At 61.8% G+C, this 17,507-nt stretch carries 15 protein-coding genes, 1 tRNA gene and 3 pseudogenes; 10 read left to right on the top strand and 9 right to left on the bottom strand.

Annotated elements, in window-relative coordinates:
* The first annotated feature begins 172 nt into the window (after nt 1–172).
* The 3 genes from MPC4_RS11575 to MPC4_RS11565 all read left to right on the top strand — a co-directional run bounded on the left by MPC4_RS11575 (nt 173) and on the right by MPC4_RS11565 (nt 2,732).
* Nucleotides 173–1,513, top strand: a complete 1,341-nt coding sequence (locus MPC4_RS11575) for an ActS/PrrB/RegB family redox-sensitive histidine kinase (RefSeq protein WP_174512647.1) — start codon at nt 173–175, stop codon at nt 1,511–1,513.
* 194 nt (nt 1,514–1,707) lie between these two features.
* Nucleotides 1,708–2,307 carry an ActR/PrrA/RegA family redox response regulator transcription factor gene (locus tag MPC4_RS11570; RefSeq protein ID WP_174512646.1) on the top strand — a complete coding sequence of 200 codons (600 nt, stop codon included), beginning with the start codon at nt 1,708–1,710 and terminating at the stop codon, nt 2,305–2,307.
* A gap of 349 nt (nt 2,308–2,656) precedes the next feature.
* Nucleotides 2,657–2,732, top strand: a tRNA-Ile gene (locus tag MPC4_RS11565).
* 308 nt (nt 2,733–3,040) lie between these two features.
* On the opposite strand, the gene cobT is transcribed toward MPC4_RS11565, so the two are convergent.
* The 3 genes from cobT to MPC4_RS11550 form a co-directional block, all read right to left on the bottom strand.
* Nucleotides 3,041–4,939, bottom strand: coding sequence for a cobaltochelatase subunit CobT (cobT, locus tag MPC4_RS11560; RefSeq protein ID WP_174512660.1), 1,899 nt, complete (start codon nt 4,937–4,939; stop codon nt 3,041–3,043).
* 61 nt (nt 4,940–5,000) lie between these two features.
* Nucleotides 5,001–6,002 carry a cobaltochelatase subunit CobS gene (gene cobS, locus MPC4_RS11555; RefSeq protein ID WP_174512645.1) on the bottom strand — a complete coding sequence of 334 codons (1,002 nt, stop codon included), beginning with the start codon at nt 6,000–6,002 and terminating at the stop codon, nt 5,001–5,003.
* Between the two features lie 82 nt (nt 6,003–6,084).
* The gene (locus MPC4_RS11550) at nt 6,085–6,687 is read right to left on the bottom strand and encodes a J domain-containing protein (RefSeq protein WP_134486427.1); all 603 of its coding nucleotides are present in this window, start codon (nt 6,685–6,687) and stop codon (nt 6,085–6,087) included.
* A 119-nt stretch (nt 6,688–6,806) separates the two neighbouring features.
* Between MPC4_RS11550 and MPC4_RS11545 the strand changes: the two genes are divergently transcribed.
* Nucleotides 6,807–7,136, top strand: a complete 330-nt coding sequence (locus tag MPC4_RS11545; RefSeq protein WP_174512644.1) for a BolA family protein — start codon at nt 6,807–6,809, stop codon at nt 7,134–7,136.
* A 76-nt stretch (nt 7,137–7,212) separates the two neighbouring features.
* A pseudogene (locus tag MPC4_RS21765) lies at nt 7,213–7,336 on the top strand (cobaltochelatase CobT-related protein); the annotation flags it as partial.
* A 139-nt stretch (nt 7,337–7,475) separates the two neighbouring features.
* On the opposite strand, the gene secB reads toward MPC4_RS21765, so the two are convergent.
* Entirely contained in the window at nt 7,476–7,973 is a 498-nt protein-coding gene (gene secB / locus MPC4_RS11540) for a protein-export chaperone SecB (RefSeq protein WP_174512643.1), read from the bottom strand.
* A 247-nt stretch (nt 7,974–8,220) separates the two neighbouring features.
* Between secB and MPC4_RS11535 the strand changes: the two genes are divergently transcribed.
* Nucleotides 8,221–8,853, top strand: a complete 633-nt coding sequence (locus tag MPC4_RS11535; RefSeq protein WP_174512642.1) for a thiamine phosphate synthase — start codon at nt 8,221–8,223, stop codon at nt 8,851–8,853.
* On the top strand, nt 8,837–9,862 hold the full coding sequence (locus tag MPC4_RS11530; protein WP_244628969.1) for a tetratricopeptide repeat protein: 1,026 nt from the start codon (nt 8,837–8,839) through the stop codon (nt 9,860–9,862). Before MPC4_RS11535 ends, MPC4_RS11530 begins: the two co-directional genes overlap by 17 nt.
* Before the next feature lie 4 nt (nt 9,863–9,866).
* Here MPC4_RS11530 and MPC4_RS11525 read toward each other — a convergent pair whose 3' ends face one another.
* The 4 genes from MPC4_RS11525 to MPC4_RS11510 all read right to left on the bottom strand — a co-directional run bounded on the left by MPC4_RS11525 (nt 9,867) and on the right by MPC4_RS11510 (nt 13,723).
* Nucleotides 9,867–10,496, bottom strand: a complete 630-nt coding sequence (locus MPC4_RS11525; RefSeq protein WP_244628971.1) for an RluA family pseudouridine synthase — start codon at nt 10,494–10,496, stop codon at nt 9,867–9,869.
* 74 nt (nt 10,497–10,570) lie between these two features.
* A complete protein-coding gene (locus MPC4_RS11520; RefSeq protein ID WP_174512639.1) occupies nt 10,571–11,551 on the bottom strand; it encodes a magnesium transporter CorA family protein in 981 nt (326 codons plus the stop codon).
* A gap of 158 nt (nt 11,552–11,709) precedes the next feature.
* A complete protein-coding gene (locus MPC4_RS11515) occupies nt 11,710–13,287 on the bottom strand; it encodes an OpgD/OpgG family glucan biosynthesis protein (RefSeq protein WP_174512638.1) in 1,578 nt (525 codons plus the stop codon).
* Between the two features lie 157 nt (nt 13,288–13,444).
* Nucleotides 13,445–13,723 (bottom strand): hypothetical protein, encoded by a 279-nt coding sequence (locus MPC4_RS11510; protein WP_244628968.1) that lies wholly within the window; start codon nt 13,721–13,723, stop codon nt 13,445–13,447.
* Between the two features lie 215 nt (nt 13,724–13,938).
* Here MPC4_RS11510 and MPC4_RS11505 point away from each other — a divergent pair, with 215 nt between their 5' ends.
* Complete coding sequence (locus tag MPC4_RS11505) at nt 13,939–15,696, top strand: AMP-binding protein (RefSeq protein ID WP_174512637.1); 1,758 nt, start codon at nt 13,939–13,941, stop codon at nt 15,694–15,696.
* Here the strand turns inward: MPC4_RS11505 and MPC4_RS11500 are convergent.
* Nucleotides 15,693–16,660: pseudogene (locus tag MPC4_RS11500) on the bottom strand (IS481 family transposase). The gene MPC4_RS11505 and the pseudogene MPC4_RS11500 overlap by 4 nt on opposite strands.
* Nucleotides 16,661–16,708: 48 nt before the next feature.
* Here MPC4_RS11500 and MPC4_RS11495 point away from each other — a divergent pair.
* Together MPC4_RS11495 and MPC4_RS11490 are read left to right on the top strand one after the other, a co-directional pair.
* Nucleotides 16,709–17,200: pseudogene (locus tag MPC4_RS11495) on the top strand (IS630 family transposase); the annotation flags it as partial.
* 15 nt (nt 17,201–17,215) lie between these two features.
* Nucleotides 17,216–17,503: a hypothetical protein gene (locus MPC4_RS11490; RefSeq protein ID WP_174512636.1), complete on the top strand. Its 288-nt coding sequence runs from the start codon at nt 17,216–17,218 to the stop codon at nt 17,501–17,503.
* Nucleotides 17,504–17,507: the final 4 nt, after the last annotated feature.

Here is a 17,507-nt window from a genome sequence, read left to right as displayed (position 1 = left end):
ACGAGGCGGCGCAATGTTATTCGAAATTAGCTTCTAATACCTAAGTAGTAGGTCACGAGCCTCCACCAAGGGGCTCCTTTTTTGAGCCGCATATGCGCCGCGGGCAAGACCCATCTGGACGTTTTGCACAAAGCAGCTTGCACAGTCGTCCGGCTCGATTAAAGCTTCGCCGATGGCTGATTTTTCCGATTTTGATCTTGGCCGCGGCTCGCGGCGCCTGCATGTCCACACGCTCGTCCAGTTGCGCTGGCTCGCCCTTCTCGGCCAGGCGGCGGCGATTCTGTTCACTTATGACGTGCTGGGGTTTTCGCTTCCGATCGGGCCATGCCTTCTTGTCGTCGCCGTTTCGGCTTTGCTGAACGTCGCGCTGCGGGTTCGTTACGGACGCGTCAATCAGCTCGACGAACGGCCCGCCGCGGCAATCCTCGCCTACGATATTATCCAGCTGACCGCCCTGCTTTACTTGACCGGAGGCATTGAAAACCCTTTTTCGATGCTCTTTCTTGCGCCGGTCATGGTGTCCGCCGTATCGCTTTCCGGCTGGATCACGATGATGCTGACAGCGTTGACGATCGCCGCCGCCTCGCTCTTGACGGCGACGCATTATCCCCTGCCCTGGTTCCCCGGCGCCTCCCTGCAGCTTCCGCTGGTTTACGCCACCGGCCTCTGGACGGCGCATGTGGTGAGCGCCGTCTTCATCGCAATCTATGCCTCGCTGGTCGCGCTCGAAGGGCGCAAGCTCGCCGACGCCCTGGCGGCGACGGAACGCGTCCTCGCCCGCGAACAGCATCTGTCTCAACTGGACGGCCTCGCGGCGGCGGCGGCGCATGAACTCGGCACCCCGCTCGCCACGGTGACGCTGGTCGTCCGGGATCTCGAAAAGCAGCTGCCTTCCGCCGGCCCCATTGCCGAAGACGTCGCCCTGCTGACCCAGGAAGTCGCCCGCTGCCGAACCATCCTCGGGAAACTCACCTCGCTTGGCGGCGACGACGGCAATATTCTCGACGAGATGACCGTCAGTCTGCTCCTTGAGGAGGTCGTGGTCCCGCAACGCGATTTCGGCGTCAAAATCACCATCGTCGAAGACGGCGAGGGACGGCAGCCCGTATCCCGGCGTAACCCCGCCATATTGTACGGGCTTGGCAATCTGATCGAAAACGCCATCGATTTCGCAGCCTCGGAAGTGCGCATCATCGCGCGGTGGGATGCGAATTTCGTCAAGCTGATCATCGAGGACGACGGCCCGGGGTTTTCCCCCGACGTCGCGAGCCGCATCGGCGCGCCCTATGTGACGACGAAAACAGACCGGCGCGCCAAATCCGAGGAAGGCTCGGGCCTGGGACTTGGTTTGTTCATCGCCAAGACATTGCTGGAGCGGTCGGGCGCGACTGTTTCCTGCGCCAACCTGCCCCCTCCAAAGAGCGGCGCCCGCATATCGATTCTCTGGCAAAGGGCGCAGTTCGAGCGGGGGGCCAAGCTGCCGGCTGCTCCGCCGGAGCGCGCACTCGGCTGACGACGCTGTTGATTTTCGCAGGCTGTCCGGCCGCGCAGCGCTCTCCCATCCGCTTTCTCCGATTATCTTTCAAAAGTGGAAATTAACTTTAAATAAGGCTAGTGTGACGCCGTTTTGTCGCAGCATGTATGAGTAGCGTTTTCCTGATCGGCGGCGTCAGCGATTGGACAAGAGACTGGTTGAGATAGGTTGATATGAAAACTGAACCTCCCGTAGCGATCCAGGGTGGAAGCTTGAGTGAGGAAGCTCCCGAGCTTGCCGCCATCGGGCAGGATCGCTCCCTTCTTATCGTTGACGACGACAAGCCCTTCCTGGCGCGTCTAACGCGCAGCATGGAGAGCCGCGGCTTTGTTGTGAGGACGGCGGGGTCCGTCGCCGAAGGTCTGGAGGCGATTGCCCAAAGCCCGCCTGCCTTCGCCGTGATCGACATGCGGCTTGGCGACGGCAATGGCCTTGACGTCATCGTCGATTTGAAAACGAAGCGTCCAGACGCCCGCGGCATCATCCTGACGGGCTATGGCAATATCGTCACAGCCGTCACGGCGGTGAAATTCGGCGCCTTCGATTATCTGGCCAAGCCCGCCGACGCCGATGAAATCTACCATGCGCTGCTCGCGACCCAGAACGACAAGGTGGAGCTGCCTGAAAATCCGATGTCCGCCGATCGCGTTCGTTGGGAGCACATCCAGCGGATCTATGAGCTTTGCGGCCGCAATGTCTCGGAGACGGCGCGCCGCCTCAATATGCATCGCCGGACGCTGCAGCGGATTCTCGCCAAACGCGCCCCGCGCTGAGGCGCCGCCGCGGCGGTCACCGTGGCAATGGCGCGCTGCGCCCACTCATGATGACGCCAGGTGGCTTCGGCTCCTCCGCCGGCGGGCTCCGCCAGCGCCTTGGCGGTCGGGCGCGACATGCGTCGAAGCGATTTATCCTTTCCGACGCCTCGTGGGAGGGCGCCAACCCGTACAGTGCGGAGCGGTTCGTTTGCCCTGCGGCTGCGCCCCGACATCACTACGTAAGATCGAAAACTCTCTTTTTGACATGCTTCAGCGGCGCGGGCCATTGCTTCGCGGCGCAAAAAAGGTGTAATGCCGCATCCCCGGCCGACCTGTCGTCACATTGAGACGGATCTTCCAAGCCGCCGGGCCGGTAGCTCAATGGTTAGAGCCGGCCGCTCATAACGGTCTGGTTGCAGGTTCGAGTCCTGCCCGGCCCACCACATGCCTTTCGTTCACCATTGCACCTCTGAATTGGCTTTTTTTGATTTGGGCGCGGGAATGGGACGAGGGTGGACCGCCGGGAAAAGGCGTCGCTTAGAGCATGATGCCGAAAAGCGGACACGGGCTTTCAGGGCGACCCCATGCTCTGACTTCTTGAACAGAAACGCATGAGATCCTTTAGAGCGGAATCGCATTCCGCTCTTTAAGCCCTTATTTTACCGCATAATGTGGGCCCGAAAAGTCTGCACCTTTTCGGCATCATGCTCTAGACCTAATCGCGACGCGATTCCGTCCAAAGTCATCCAGCCTAATGCAGCTGAGATTCGCGCGCTTTTCGCGCCGGAGCTTTGCGGACAGCGCCCTTTGGCTCGGCGGTGTCGCTGAATAATTCCGCGAGCTTTTCCGTCATGGCGCCGCCTAACTCCTCTGCGTCCACAATGGTGACGGCGCGCCGGTAATAGCGCGTCACATCATGGCCGATGCCGATGGCGATGAGTTCGACCGGCGAGCGCGTCTCGATCGTCTCGATCACATGGCGCAGATGCTTTTCGAGATAGTTGCCAGGGTTGACCGACAGCGTCGAATCATCAACCGGCGCGCCATCTGAAATCATCATCAAAATGCGCCGCTGTTCAGGGCGCTGCATGAGGCGCCGATAGGCCCAGTCGAGCGCCTCGCCGTCGATGTTCTCCTTGAGCAGCCCCTCGCGCATCATCAGCCCGAGATGCTTGCGCGCGCGCCGCCACGGCGCGTCGGCCGACTTATAGATGATGTGCCGAAGATCGTTGAGCCGTCCGGGGTTCGCAGGCTTGTTCGCCTGCAGCCAAGCCTCGCGGGATTGGCCGCCTTTCCATGCCCTTGTGGTGAAGCCGAGGATTTCGACTTTGACGCCACAGCGCTCGAGAGTGCGCGCAAGGATATCGGCGCAGGTGGCCGCGACCGTGATCGGGCGCCCGCGCATGGACCCCGAATTGTCGATGAGCAGCGTCACCACCGTGTCGCGAAAATCGGTGTCCTTCTCATGCTTGAACGACAGCGGCTGCTGCGGATCGATGACGACGCGCGAGAGGCGCGCAGGGTCCAGCATGCCTTCCTCGAGATCGAATTCCCAGGAGCGGCTCTGCTGAGCCATCAGGCGTCTTTGCAGGCGATTGGCGAGCCGCGACACCACTGAGGAGAGATTTTGCAGCTGCTTGTCGAGGTAGGAGCGAAGCCGTTCCAGCTCTTCGGGGTCGCAAAGGTCTTCGGCGACGATGATTTCATCGAATTTCCTGGTGAAGGCCTTGTACTCCACGCCGCGCTGGTCGGCGCGTCCTGGCGTCGGCGGGCGGCGTGGATCGGCCGCCTGCTCCGAGTCGGAAAAATCCGCCTCATCTTCGAACTCTCCGGTCGGGGCGTCGGCGGCCTCCGCTTCGCTCTCGTCTATCGCGTCGGCGGAGTCCTCGGATTTCTCCATCTCCCGCGTGTCGCCGCTCTGATCCTCATCGCCTTTTTCGCCTTCGACGTCGGCGTCGCCTTCATCGGCCTCGTCGGTGGAGTTTTCATCATCCTCGGGCCGATCATTGAGGCTGCCTTCGTCGAGCATTTCGAGCGAAGTCAAGAGCTTGTGCACCGACTGGCCGAAGGCGCGCTGATCTTCGATCGAGCCGCTCAGCCTATCGAGGTCCGCTCCGGCGCGTTCCTCGATGAAGGGCCGCCAGAGACCAACGATGCGCTGGGCGTTCTTCGGCGGCTTGAGGCCGGTCAGGCGCTCGCGCACGATCATGGCGAGGGCATCCTCGATCGGCGCGTCGGCGCGCGTCGCGACGTCGGCGTAGCGCGCGCGCAGAAACCTGTCATCGAGCATGGCGTCGAGATTGGCGGCGACGCCCTGCATCCTTCGCGATCCGATCGCTTCGACGCGCGCCTGTTCAACGGCGTCGAACGCGGCCCGCGCCGTTGCGACCTGTGGCGTCAGGCGGCGATGCATGTCGCTGTTGTGGCACGCGAGGCGCAGCGCCATCGAATCAGCGTGGCCGCGAACGATCGCGGCTTCACGCGCATCCAGTCTCCTTGGCGGATCGGGCAAACGGGCCTTGGCGCCGGCGCCGGTCTGGATCAGGCTCGGGCGTTCGGGCGCGTAGACAACCTCGAGAGCCGGATTTTTCGCCATCGCGCGCATGCAGGCGGCGACCGCCCGCTTGAACGGCTCTTGCGGGCTCTCCATTTTGGAAGGCGGTTTCTGGTTCGAGGCGGTCAAGACGGCTCCGGGCGATTCTTCTCGGCTCTCAGGTCATTACGACATTGGTCGCGCTTTCGGGCAGCTCCTTACCAAAGCAGCGCTGGTAGAATTCGGCGACCAGCGCGCGCTCCAGTTCATCGCATTTGTTGAGAAAGGTCAGGCGGAAGGCGAAGCCGACGTCGCTGAAGATTTCGGTGTTTTCCGCCCAGGTGATGACCGTGCGCGGACTCATGACTGTCGAAAGGTCGCCCGCGATGAAAGCATTGCGGGTGAGATCGGCGACGCGGACCATCTTGCCGATCTGATCGCGGCCTTCCTTGGTCTCCTTGAAGCGCTTGACCTTGGCGAGAACGATATCGACTTCCTTGTCGTGCGGCAGATAGTTGAGGGTGGCGACGATCGACCAGCGGTCCATCTGCCCCTGGTTGATCTGCTGCGTGCCGTGATAGAGGCCGGAGGTGTCGCCAAGACCGATCGTATTGGTCGTTGAAAAAAGGCGAAAAGCGGGATGGGGCCGGATCACCCGGCTCTGGTCGAGTAGGGTCAGACGGCCGGATACTTCGAGAACGCGCTGGATGACGAACATCACGTCGGGACGCCCCGCGTCATATTCGTCGAAACAGAGCGCAATGTTGTTTTGCAGCGCCCAGGGCAGAATGCCGTCCCGGAACTCCGTGACCTGCTTGCCGTCCCTGATGACGATGGCGTCCTTGCCGACGAGATCGACGCGCGAGACATGGCTGTCGAGGTTGATGCGCACGCATGGCCAGTTGAGGCGCGCCGCGACCTGCTCGATATGGGTCGATTTGCCGGTGCCGTGATAGCCCGTCACCATCACGCGCCGGTTTTTGGAAAAGCCGGCCAGGATGGCGAGAGTCGTGTCGCGATCGAACAGATAGTCGGGATCAAGATCCGGCACATGCGGATCGCCGTTGGAATAGGCGGGACACTCCATGTCGGTGTCGATCCCGAAAACCTGGCGGACCGAGATCTTCATGTCGGGAAGGCCGGCGACCGGGGCGCTCTCGTCGATAGTTGCGCTTTGCATTCTCCCTCCGTTCCGATGGGCTCGGTCAAGTTTGGTCAATCGCGGGAATCGTCAGGCGCTTGACGATCCGGCGCGGTCGGCGTCAAGCGGACCGGACCGTTTTCAGATAATTGTACGCGCGAATGATCTCGCGCAGCTTGTCTTCGTTGGAGCGATCGCCGCTGTTTGCGTCCGGGTGCAGGCGCTTCACCAGATCCTTGTAGCGGGCTTTGATCGCTGCCGCATCCGCCGTGTCGTCGAGGCCCAGCTGGTCGAGGGCTTTCAGGGCCGCCACTCCGTAGCGCGGCTTCGCGGCTTCGACGCGAGCGGCGCGGCGCCCATGCGGCCGGGCCATGCCGAGCGGGTCGGGCGTCCCAGGAATATCACCGTCTTCGCGAAAGCCTTTTTCCCCTCGATTGGCGCCCATTGTCCATGTCGGCCGATGCCCGACAAGGGCGTCGCGCTGGTACAAGGCGACATCTTCCGCGCTCATCCCATTGAAATAATTGTAAGTCGCATTGTACTCCCGCACATGGTCAATGCAGAAGGAAAAATATTCGCCCTCGCGCAGGCGCCCCATCGGCGCGCGATGTCCGCCGGGCGCGGAGCACCCGGGAAAGTCGCAGCGCGGCTGGTCCGCACGGATGGCCTGTTTGGGTTCACGCTTGACCCTGATGCGATCGAAGATACGAGAATTTAGATCCATGACCTCGGCATTATGAATGTCTTTGGGGTGGCCGCAAGCGCGTCAGCGCGGTAAAAAGATAATCGAGTTCCATTTGTACGAGAAGCCGCTGGATCTTACACGCGGCGCAGGAGATGCGGATGAGCAATCATACAGAAACCGTGGCCCGTCCGACAGGACCATCGGTCGCCGATGCGATGAAGGCGAAACTGGAAGCGGCGTTCGCGCCACTCTCGCTCGAAGTCATTGATGAATCACATAAGCACGCCGGTCATGCCCATGCCGTAACCGAGAAGCCCGGCCGCGCCGGCGCCGCGGGCGAGACGCACTTTAAGGTCAAAGTGGTCTCTCAATCGTTCCAGGGCAAGAGCCGCGTCGACCGGCATCGCGCGATTAACGCGGCCCTGGCGCATGAGCTCGACGCCGGCGTCCACGCCCTCGCCATCGACGCCAAAGCGCCCGGCGAATGAGGCCGTCGCCGCGCTTATGCGGCTAAAGGCCACGCCCGACTGAAATTCTTTTATCCCGACCCGCCGGCGACAACTTATCGCCATCGGCCATGATCGACGCGCTATTTTCGGTGCGCCGTCGTCATTGTCGACGCGGAGGAGCTCGGAGGCGCGCCGTGACGGAAAACCTCGCGGACTTATTCAGCGGCGCAGCCAAGCCAAAGGGCGCTGTCCGCAAAGCTCCGGCGCGAACCTCAGCTGCATTGACGTTGGATCGGAAGCCCGCCCACCGGCTGCCCAGCCAGGCGGGAGGGCGGCACATCTTCGTCGCAGAACCTGATCTCGCTTCGCTCGATCCGCTCAGGCGATCGTCGGCGCCTCGGCATTGGCGGCGACCTGGCTCAGGCGTTGGCGATAGAGAGCCGCGAAATCGATCGGATCAATGTAAAGGGGCGGAAAACCGCCGCCGCGCACGGCCTCGGCGATGATATGGCGCGCAAATGGAAACAGGAGGCGTGGGCATTCGATCATGACGACCGGATGCATGTCGCTCTGGGGAATATTGACGAGGCGAAACAGACCCGCGTAATCGAGCTCGAATTTGAACAGGACGTCTGACTCGGCCTTGGCGGAGCCTTCGAGCAGAATATTGACCTCGAACTCGGTCTCGGCGACCTGGCGGGCGTTGACGTTGACCTGAATCTGAATGTTCGGGGGCTTGTCCTGAGGTCCGAGCGAACGCGGCGCATTCGGATTTTCAAACGAAAAATCCTTTATATACTGCACCAAAGCATTGATCGCTGGGGCCGTGCTCTCGTCGAACGTCGCCCCGCTGCCGTTACCGTTTCCATTAGCCATTGCATTTTTCTCCCGCGGCTGCGGGTAGCACGGAAGCCAAACGGGAACAAGCGCTTCGAAGCGCCGGCGCGTTGCGGCGGCGCCCCTCGCCAATTGACGCGCCCCGCGTCAAAACCGTCCGAAAACAGGCTCATATGTCCGGCGTCGCGTTTGGTCGCGATTTCTTTACGCGATCTGGTATCCACTTTCGATCAAAATGCTCTAATGAGGGGGCAGATAAGCAATTGCGAGCGAGTTCCTTTCCGCTATGTCGTCCGATTCGCCCCGTCTTTTCCTGATTACGCCGAAGATCTCCGACGCGGCCGCTTTCGCCGCGACGTTGGACGCGGCGCTCAAAGCCTGCGACGTCGCTTGCGTGCTGCTGCGCACGGAAGGGCGCGACCTTGGCGAAAACAAGAAAATCGTGCGGGCCCTCGCTCCCCTGGCGCAGGATCGAGACGCCGCCCTGCTCGTCGAAAACGATGCGCAGCTCGCGATCCGCTCCGGCGCCGACGGCTGTCATATCGAGAGCGTTGGCGAGCCGCTGGCGGCGGCCCTCGCGGCGCTGCAGCCGGACCGCATCGTCGGCGCGGGGCGCCTGACGAGCCGCGACGACGCGATGACGGCGGGAGAGGCCGGCGTCGATTATCTGATGTTCGGCGGTCCAGATGACGCAGAGCCGCACGAAGCCATCCTCGAGCGGGTCCGCTGGTGGGCGGAGATTTTCAACATTCCCTGTGTCGCTTACGCGCATGCTCTGACCGACGTTGGCGAACTCACCGAGGCCGGCGCCGACTTCATCGCTCTTGGCGAGGCGGTGTTCGAAGATCCGCGCGGCCCCGCCGCCGCTTTGGCGGATGTCGCTGCTACCTTGGCGAAGACGCGTGAAAAAGCACAATAATCCGGCTCTCAGCCGGTTGATCCTCGTGCTTTGCGCCGGCCTCGCGCAAGCAGCCTATTGTTCGGACGCGAGTCGCGCGGGGGGACGGACGCAGCAGGCCCAAGACGAGACAACAGAGCAGAACAAAGAAGCGGCGCCGCAGCCCTCTTCCCCTCCGAAAGCCGACGAGAACGCGCCGGATCTTGCCTTCGGCGCCTATCAGCGCGGCTATTACGTGACCGCTTTGGCCGAAGCGATGAAGCGGATCGCGGCCAACCCTGACGACGCGGCCGCGATGACGCTGGTCGGCGAACTTTATGCCCAGGGTCTTGGCGTGCGCCGGGACGCGAAGGAGGCGGTGCGCTGGTACAAGCTCGCCAGTGATCGCGGCGACCGGCAGGCGACCTTTCGCCTCGCGCTCGCGAACCTCGTCGGCGACGGGACGCCAAAGGATCGCGACGAAGCCCAGAAGCTGTTTGAAAAGGCCGCCGCGCAAGATCATCCGGGCGCGCTCTACAATCTCGGCGTCATGGCGATCGAGAACAAGGGGGGCGCCGCGCCCGATTTTACAAAGGCCGCGAAGCTTTTTGAACAGGCGGCCGATCTTGGCGATTCCGACGCCGCCTATGCTTTGGGCCTGCTCTACCGCAATGGAACAGGCGTCGAAAAAAGCGACGAGCGCGCCGCCGAATGGATCGCCCGCTCGGCCAAGGATAATAATGTTCCCGCCGAGATCGAATACGCCATCATGCTGTTCAACGGCGTCGGCGTGCCGAAGGATGAAACCGCGGCCGCCAGGCTGTTTCTGAAGGCGGCGGCGCGCGACAATCCCGTCGCCCAAAATCGCGCCGCCCGCGTCCTTGCGGCGGGCCGAGGCCTGCCAAAAGACATGGTCGAGGCGATGAAGTGGCATATTTTAGCGCGCGCGGCGGGCGTCAAGGATAAATGGCTCGACGGCGAACTCGCCAAGCTCACGCCGAAAGAAAAAGAGGCCGTGCAGGCCGCCGTCCGCCAATATATCGGGCGGTGAGATCTTAATCCTCGAAGGTGAGGCCGCCCGCTTCCAGCGCGGCCCGCATGTGACCGGGAACCCGCGCCTCGACCCGGACCGGCTCCTTGTTCTTGTAGAGCGGGATTTCAATGGTTCGCGCATGCAGTTGCAGTTGCGTCGGACCGCGGTTGCCGTAGATAGGGTCGCCGAGGATGGGCCAGCCCCTGGCTGCGCAATGCACGCGCAATTGATGCGTGCGGCCGGTCAAAGGCGTCAGCGCCAGCAGCGTAAGGCCGCTTCCCTCCGAGAGTATGCGCCATTCTGTCTGCGCCGTTTGACCCTTGGGATCGACTTTCATCCACCAGCCGCGGCTTTCGTCCAGGCGGCCGAGCGGCAGGTCGATCAAGCCTTGATCCTCTTCGGGGCGCCCCTCGACGATTGCCCAATAGGTTTTGTCGATCTTGCCTTGCTTGAACAAAAGACCGAGCTTTTCCAGCGCCTTGTGATGACGTCCGAGGACCAGGCAGCCGGAGGTGTCGCGATCGAGCCGGTGCGCGAGGGCCGGATTGCGCGGCAGGCCGAAGCGCAGATGATGGAATGAGGCTTCGAGATTTTCGCCGCCCTTCGGGCCCTTATGAACGGCGATGCCGGCCGGCTTGTCGAGCACCAGCATCAGAGCGTCGCGATAGAGCAGCCGCGCGCTCAGTTCGGCTTCCGAAAGAGTGGCTTCTTGCGGCCCGGCGAGGCTCACCACCAGCCGCGCCATTTGAACCAGAGGAATGGAACGAGGGCGCTCAAGAAGATGAGGGCGAGGCCCCATGCGTAGCCATAGGTCCATTCCAGCTCCGGCATGTTCTTGAAGTTCATCCCATACATGCTGGCGACGAGGGTCGGTGGAATGCCGACGACGGAAACCACGGTCAAAAGCCGGAAGATGTTGTTCTGCTCGATGTTGGTCAGTCCAAGCGTCGCATCCAACAGGAAATGAATCTTTTCGGTTTGCCGCGTCTCATATTCATTGAGGGAGCTGATGTCGCGGCCAAGACTCTTGATTTTGGCGAGCTTATCGTCGGTCAGGTAGGAAGCGGCTTCACTGGTGACAAACGGCAGCATGCGCGACATGCCGAGCAGCACGTCGCTGATTTTCGAGGTCAGATCGCCATTTCGTCCGATCTGGGTCAAAACCTTGCGCAAATCCTTATTGTCCTGACTTGGGCCGCGTTGCAGACCATTCGCCCCGAATATCATCTGGGACAAGGAGTCGAGATCCGCATTGATCATTTCCAGTTCGTCGGCGCTCCGGTCGATGACCGCTTCAAACAGAGTGATGAAGCCGCCAGGGCCGTCCGCGGCGCGCCCGTTCTCGATCGCATCGGCGTAATGCAGATCCTCGCAGGCCTTGATCTGCTTGTAGCGGATGGTCAGCACATAGTCTTTCGCCAGCACGAAACCGAGCGGCGAGGTCTGCGCGGCGCCGTTCGCCAATCGCACGATCGCGGGCATGCTCATGAACAAATGGTCTTTATCGCGATAGAGACGGCTCGACGTCTCGATTTCCTGCAGCTGCTCGATCGTCGGCACTTTGATGTTCAAAATACGCTCGAGGAATGCGATTTCCTTCTCGTCCGGCCGGAACGCGTCGATCCAGTTCACCTCGATTGGAAGCGCCGCCGCGTCAAGGCCGACCTTGATCTCTCCCTTGGCGGTCGTCGAGTGGAAACTCAGCATGGGATCTCGCAGTGAAAGGGGAGCGTCGCATTCTGTTCAACATATGCGCGTCTTGAGGCAAAGCAGAATGCGCCGCACGCCCGCTTATGCAAGCAGGATGGCGGCGATGCGACGGTCACCAACCGCAAGACGCCGGACCCCTTCCACCACCGCGTGCATCAGAACGGATGATATTGGAACATCCAGGTTTCGCTCAAGATTTTTTCCCCCGACCGGAGGAAAAGGCGCATCTCCACCGGCTCGGTTCCGGAGCCGACCGTGAAATCGAATTGGGCGCGCCAATGACCCGGCGTGTCGTCCGGCACGGCCTCGGTGAAAACATAGGAAAAGGTTCCGCGCGAAGCCCAGAGCACGGGCTCCGGCTTCACGCCGAAAGGAAGATCGGCAAGCGGCGGCCCTGAAAATTCGACCATGAATTTGCGCACGCCTTTGGGGCGCGGCTGGCCGGGCTGGCCGCCGTTGCCGAGACGCGTCGCCACGCAGCGCGCGAGATTGGTCGGAAACGGCTCGTCCGCCTCCCAGTAAAGGCGATAGGACAGCGCCAGCTCCGCGCCCGCGGTCGCCGGTTTTTCCGGCGTCCACATGGCGACGATATTGTCGTGGATTTCATCGTCGGTTGGAATTTCGACGAGCTCGACGGCGCCTTCGCCCCACTGCCCCAGGGGCTCGACCCAAAGGCTCGGCCGGCGATCATAGTAAACGCCATCCTGATAGTGATCGAAATTGCGGTCGCGCTGAAGCAGGCCGAAGCCGCGCGGATTCTGGTCGCTGAAGGAGGATACGATGATGCGCGGCGGATTGTTGAGAGGGCGCCATATTCTTTCGCCCGTTCCCGTCCAGATGGCGAGGCCGTCGGAATCGTGAACTTCCGGGCGCCAATCGACCCCGGTTTCCTTTTTGGTCTCCGAGAACCAATACATGGAGGTCACTGGCGCTATGCCGAACCTTGCGACGTCGGCGCGCAAAAACAGCGCCTGTTCGATGTCCATGATGACGCCTTTGCCGCGCGTCATCACGAAGCGGCAGGCGCCGGTGATCGACGGCCCATCGAGCAAGGCGTAGACCGTCAGCGAATCCGTCGCATGGGCGCCGTCGATGTAGAATTTCGTAAAGTCGGGAAACTCCTCCGGCTTGCCCGCGACCGCGACGTCGAGCGCGACGGCCCGCGCGGAAAGCCCATATTGCCGCATCGCCCCGATCGCACGGAAATAGGCGGCGCCGAGAAAGGCCACCCAGTCATTCTTGCGCCAGTCGAGCGCGCCGCCCTTCGGCTCCTGAATGCGCAAGCCGGCGAAGCCCGCCCCTTGCGGCAGCTTTTTCGCAATCGAATCGGCTGGCATGGTGAAATAGCTTTGATCGTAGATGATTTCGCGGGCGCTGGCGCCCTCGACGACATTCATCTCGACCGCTTTCTGGAAGAACATTCCAAGGTGAAAGAAGCTGACCGGAAAGCGCCCTCCACCGTCGGCATAGAGGGCGTGATCCATGTCGAAGGCGATCTTGCCCCAGGCTTCGTAATTGATCTTGCTTACGATGTCCGGCGCCGGGTGCGGCGGCCCGACATAGGTCTCGCCCGCCATGCGCTTGGCGGTCGCCTTCAGATGATCGAAAGAAAACGGCCGCGCGGGTCCAAGTTTCAGGCCCTCCAGCGCCATAGCCTCGCTGATTCCGGCGGCGCCAAAGCCCATGGCCGCGGCGGCCTTCAACACCGCTCTCCGGTCAAAGGCTTTGGTCATGTCGTCTCCTTAACTTGGCTGCTTTGCGGGTGGGAGCCTTCCGCGCTCGGAAAGCATCTCTTTCAGCGCATGGTCGTGACGCGTATCCATCACGCTGAAGTCCCGGGGATTTCACGGTTCGGGGTTTTTTGTGGAACAGCGGCGTGGGCCCGGCGGCTCAGCCGCGGTAGGGCTCGTGCTTAATTGCGATACGCATGAAATAATACAGCAAAACGAAACCGCAGAGCGTAAAGCCGACCTCAATGACGCGGCTGACCGTGGGATCGAGCTGCAACAGGCCGCCGATCGCCCATCCGGCGGCCCATGATGCGCCGATCATTTCGGTTCCGACGAGAACGGCGACTGCGATGAGCGTCGAAAGATGAAGCCAGTTGATCGGCTTCTGCGCTGCGGCGCCTTTGGCCAAATCTTTGGGTTGAGCCGGGTTTTGAGCCAAGTCGCATCTTCTCCAGTGCCGCGCCGCGCCCTCGCGTCGAACGCTCGAAAACGCCAAGCATACGCGAAAAGATAGGCAAATTTGTCTCGCCACTATATCATAGTCGCGTCAGGAGCAAGCGGTCGAGCCGGTGCGCCGTCGTCGCGAAAGCGTCATCGAGGCAGACTGCCGGCACGAAAACGGGCCGGCGACGTTCGAAAAAGGGGTGGAGCCTGATGAGGCGAGAGGAGCTCGATGCGCCGCCGGCGAGCGCCGCTGACCTGCCCTGGCTCAAGGTTTACCCCGCCGGCGTTCCGGCCGGGATCGAGCAGCCGCGCTATCGGTTGCTTGGCGAAGCCGCGCCGGATCTTTCGGCGCGCTGGGGCGGGCGCAGCGCTTTTACCACCATCATGCCAAACGGCATGTCCGGCTCCTTGAGCTTTGCGGAGGTCGATCGCCTGTCCGGCGCCTTCGCCGCATATCTGCGCGACTGCCTCGGCCTCGCGGCGGGATCGCGCGTCGCCATTCAGACGCCGAACGGACTTACCTACCCGATTGTCGCCTTCGGCGTGTTCAAGGCCGGCTGCGTTCTCGTCAACATCAATCCGCTCTATACCGCCGCCGAGATGATCCATGTCTTCGAGGACGCCAAACCTTCTGTGATCGTCGTGATTGACATGTTCGCGGAAAAGCTGGCGACGGCGTTGGAGCAAGCGCCTGTTCCTCATGTCATTCTCAGCGAGGCGGCGAGCCTTTTTCCGCCGCATACGCGGCTGATCATCGGTTTTGTCCAGAAACATTTGCGCAGGGAGGTTCCAGAGCCGCGCTTCGCCTCCGTCCCAATCGCGAAGGCCCTTGCGATGGGCGCTCACAAGGTCGCATCGGGGGCCGACCTCGGGGCCTATGCCGCCGGCCTTGAGCCCTCCTCCCCCGCCTGTCTGCAATATACCGGCGGCACGACGGGCGTCAGCAAGGCGGCGATGCTGACGCACCGCAATCTCATCGTCAATGTGGCGCAGTTCCTGGTGTTCGTCGGCGGCGCGATCGCGGAATCCGATCATGTCCTGACGGCTCTTCCGCTCTATCATTCCTTCGCCTTCACCGTGAACATGCTCGGCTTTTTCTTCCGCGGCGCGCATAATGTGCTGATCCCCAATCCGCGCCCGCTAACCAACATGCGGCGCGCCTTCGCCAAACAGCCGATCTCCTTCATCACCGGCGTCAACACGCTCTTTAACGGGCTTCTCAATGAATCCTGGTTTACCGACAATCCGCCGCCTGCTCTGAAGCTGTCGGCCGCTGGCGGCATGGCGCTGCACGAAAGCGTCGCGCGCCGATGGGAGGCGATCACGAAATCGCCCCTGATCGAAGGCTACGGCCTCAGCGAAGCCTCGCCCGTGCTGACGTTCAATCCGCCTTATCGCGTCAAGCCGGGCTCCATCGGCGTGCCTCTGCCGTGGACGGAGATCCAATGCGTCGATTACGCCGGCCGGGAGGCGCATCCGGGCGAACATGGCGAATTGATCGCGCGCGGACCGCAGGTCATGGCCGGCTACTGGAACCAGCCCGAGGAAACGAAGATCGCCCTGCGCGATGGCTGGCTCTACACCGGCGACATCGCCACCATGGACAGCGAGGGCTATTTCACCATCGTCGACCGGCGCAAAGATATGATTCTCGTGTCGGGCTTCAATGTCTACCCGAACGAGGTCGAGGCGGTGTTGTCGCAGCTTCCAGGCGTCAGGGAATGCGCGGTGATCGGCGTCGCCGACGAATGCTCCGGCGAAGCCGTCAAGGCGTTTATCGTCCGCAGCGACGAATCGCTTGACGCGGAAACCGTCCGCGCCTTCTGCAAGACGCAGCTCGCCGCCTATAAGACTCCGAAAATCGTCGCCTTCCGCGATGATCTGCCGAAATCGAATGTCGGCAAGATCCTGCGCAGAAATCTGCGGATGATGGAGACGTTTTCGGAGATGGATTCGCGCGAAGCCTAGGTGTTTGGTCGCGGAATGAGGTAACGCGGGTTGATCCTGAAGATGGATGGGTTGGTTGTCCAGGCATGAGCGATCACCTCGAATGGCGTTTTCCATCTCAAAGCCTTCAGATGCTTGGCAAAATTGTAGGTCTTCACGAAGGCGAGGACGTGAGCTTTCAAGCTTTCGATGTCCAGATAATGGAACGCTTTGATCGTCGCGTCCTTGATCGTGCGGTTCATTCGCTCGGCCTGACCATTGGTCCACGGATGATAGGGTTTGGTCAGCTTATGTGTGATGCCGTTCTGGACGCAGGTGCGGCCGAAGATGTGGAGGCCGACAAAGACGCTGTTCGGCCCGGTCCGATTTTTCGGCAGATCGGCGAAGGCGATGCCGTTGTCGGTGAGCACCGTGTGGATCTTATAAGGGAAGGCTTCGATGGCGTGTTCCAGAAAGGCGGCGGCATTCATCTTCCCGGCCTTCTCGTAGAACTCGACGAAGGTGAACTTCGAGACGCTATCAATCGCGAGGAACATGTGGATCTTACCGTCCGCGTGGCGCAGCTCACAGCTGTCGATGTGGACATAGCCGATCGTCGTCTCGGCGAAGCGGCCGCGCTTCGTCATCGTCTCGCTGGCCGGCAGGCGGGAAACGCCATGGCGCACGAGGCAGCGGTGCAGGCTCGATCGCGTCAGCTTCGGGATGCTGTCACGAAGGCATCCCATGACGTCATCGAGCGGCAGGAGCGTCCGCTGACGAAAGGGGCGACGATCATGGCTTCCTCGATCGGCGTCAGAACGGTGCTGCGACAGTCCCGCGGTCCCATTGGCGCGTCGGCTGTCCCGGATCGCGAGCGCCATTTGTTCACCGTCGTCCGGCTCAGCCCATACCGCTTGGCGAGGACGCTCGCCGCCTCTTTCGACGCTTGGAGTTCGGCTCGAACTCGCGGCGTTGTTCGGGCGCTGCCATGAAGAATGCTTGCCATAACGCCTCCTCTGCCTTCCCGCTTAGCTTAGCGTCATGACTCCCCGGGACCAAACACTCAACCAAGATGACGCGCCTGCGTGGCCGCTGCCTCAAGGGCCAGCGTCTTCGCTCCAAAGCTCCTTTCGGACATTGGAAGACACAGACCTTCGTCGCCGGCCTGCGTTGCCATGGGCTCACCGCGCCCTTCGTCATCGACGCTCCGATGAACCGGCGCATCTTCGAGACCTATGTCGAGACCCAGCTCGCGCCGACCCTTGAAAAGGGCGATGTCGTGATCATGGACAATCTGGCGGCCCACAAAAGTCCGGCTGCCGAAAAGGCCATCGGGGCCACGGGCGCATGGATTCTGTTCCTACCGCCCTACAGTCCGGACCTGAATCCGATCGCGATGGCCTTCTCCAAACTAAAAGCGCGTCTGCGCGCCAGCGCCGTCAGGACGATCGACGCCCTCTGGCGCGAAATCGGCCAAATCTGCGATCTATTCGAGCCAGCCGAATGCCAAAACTACTTCAAAGCCGCCGGATATGGATTCACTTGAACATCCGACGCTCTCGTGCTGGTCTTTCCACAATGGTGGTTCGATGCGCCGGGGGGCGGACTCACCCCGCTGCTGACGCAGATCGACGCCCTTTGGGTGGTGAGTTCGACCGGCGCGCCCTGGTGGGCCGCCCGCCTCGTCATGGGCGATCCGGTCCGCCGTCAGATCGCGCGCGGCGTCAAACCCTGGATCTGCCCGAAAGCGACGTTCCGCATGCTGACCTTGCATAATATGGATCGATTTACGCCAGCAAAGGGAAGCGTCTTTCTCGACCGTCTCGAACAGGCCTTTCAGCGCTTTTGAGCGG

The sequence above is a fragment of the Methylocella tundrae genome (assembly GCF_901905185.1).
Taxonomy (GTDB): domain Bacteria; phylum Pseudomonadota; class Alphaproteobacteria; order Rhizobiales; family Beijerinckiaceae; genus Methylocapsa; species Methylocapsa tundrae.
This window is presented reverse-complemented; position numbering and strand designations above follow the sequence as displayed.

What these genes read in the sequence shown, in the direction of transcription:
- MPC4_RS11550 (WP_134486427.1), bottom strand. Translation starts at nt 6,687, where the DNA reads ATGGATCTAAATTCTCGTATCTTCGATCGCATCAGGGTCAAGCGTGAA.
- cobT (WP_174512660.1), bottom strand. Translation starts at nt 4,939, where the DNA reads ATGGAGAGCCCGCAAGAGCCGTTCAAGCGGGCGGTCGCCGCCTGCATG.
- MPC4_RS11545 (WP_174512644.1), top strand. Translation starts at nt 6,807, where the DNA reads ATGAGCAATCATACAGAAACCGTGGCCCGTCCGACAGGACCATCGGTC.
- MPC4_RS11570 (WP_174512646.1), top strand. Translation starts at nt 1,708, where the DNA reads ATGAAAACTGAACCTCCCGTAGCGATCCAGGGTGGAAGCTTGAGTGAG.
- cobS (WP_174512645.1), bottom strand. Translation starts at nt 6,002, where the DNA reads ATGCAAAGCGCAACTATCGACGAGAGCGCCCCGGTCGCCGGCCTTCCC.
- MPC4_RS11525 (WP_244628971.1), bottom strand. Translation starts at nt 10,496, where the DNA reads ATGCTGGTGCTCGACAAGCCGGCCGGCATCGCCGTTCATAAGGGCCCG.
- MPC4_RS11535 (WP_174512642.1), top strand. Translation starts at nt 8,221, where the DNA reads ATGTCGTCCGATTCGCCCCGTCTTTTCCTGATTACGCCGAAGATCTCC.
- MPC4_RS11520 (WP_174512639.1), bottom strand. Translation starts at nt 11,551, where the DNA reads ATGCTGAGTTTCCACTCGACGACCGCCAAGGGAGAGATCAAGGTCGGC.
- MPC4_RS11515 (WP_174512638.1), bottom strand. Translation starts at nt 13,287, where the DNA reads ATGACCAAAGCCTTTGACCGGAGAGCGGTGTTGAAGGCCGCCGCGGCC.
- MPC4_RS11575 (WP_174512647.1), top strand. Translation starts at nt 173, where the DNA reads ATGGCTGATTTTTCCGATTTTGATCTTGGCCGCGGCTCGCGGCGCCTG.
- secB (WP_174512643.1), bottom strand. Translation starts at nt 7,973, where the DNA reads ATGGCTAATGGAAACGGTAACGGCAGCGGGGCGACGTTCGACGAGAGC.
- MPC4_RS11505 (WP_174512637.1), top strand. Translation starts at nt 13,939, where the DNA reads ATGAGGCGAGAGGAGCTCGATGCGCCGCCGGCGAGCGCCGCTGACCTG.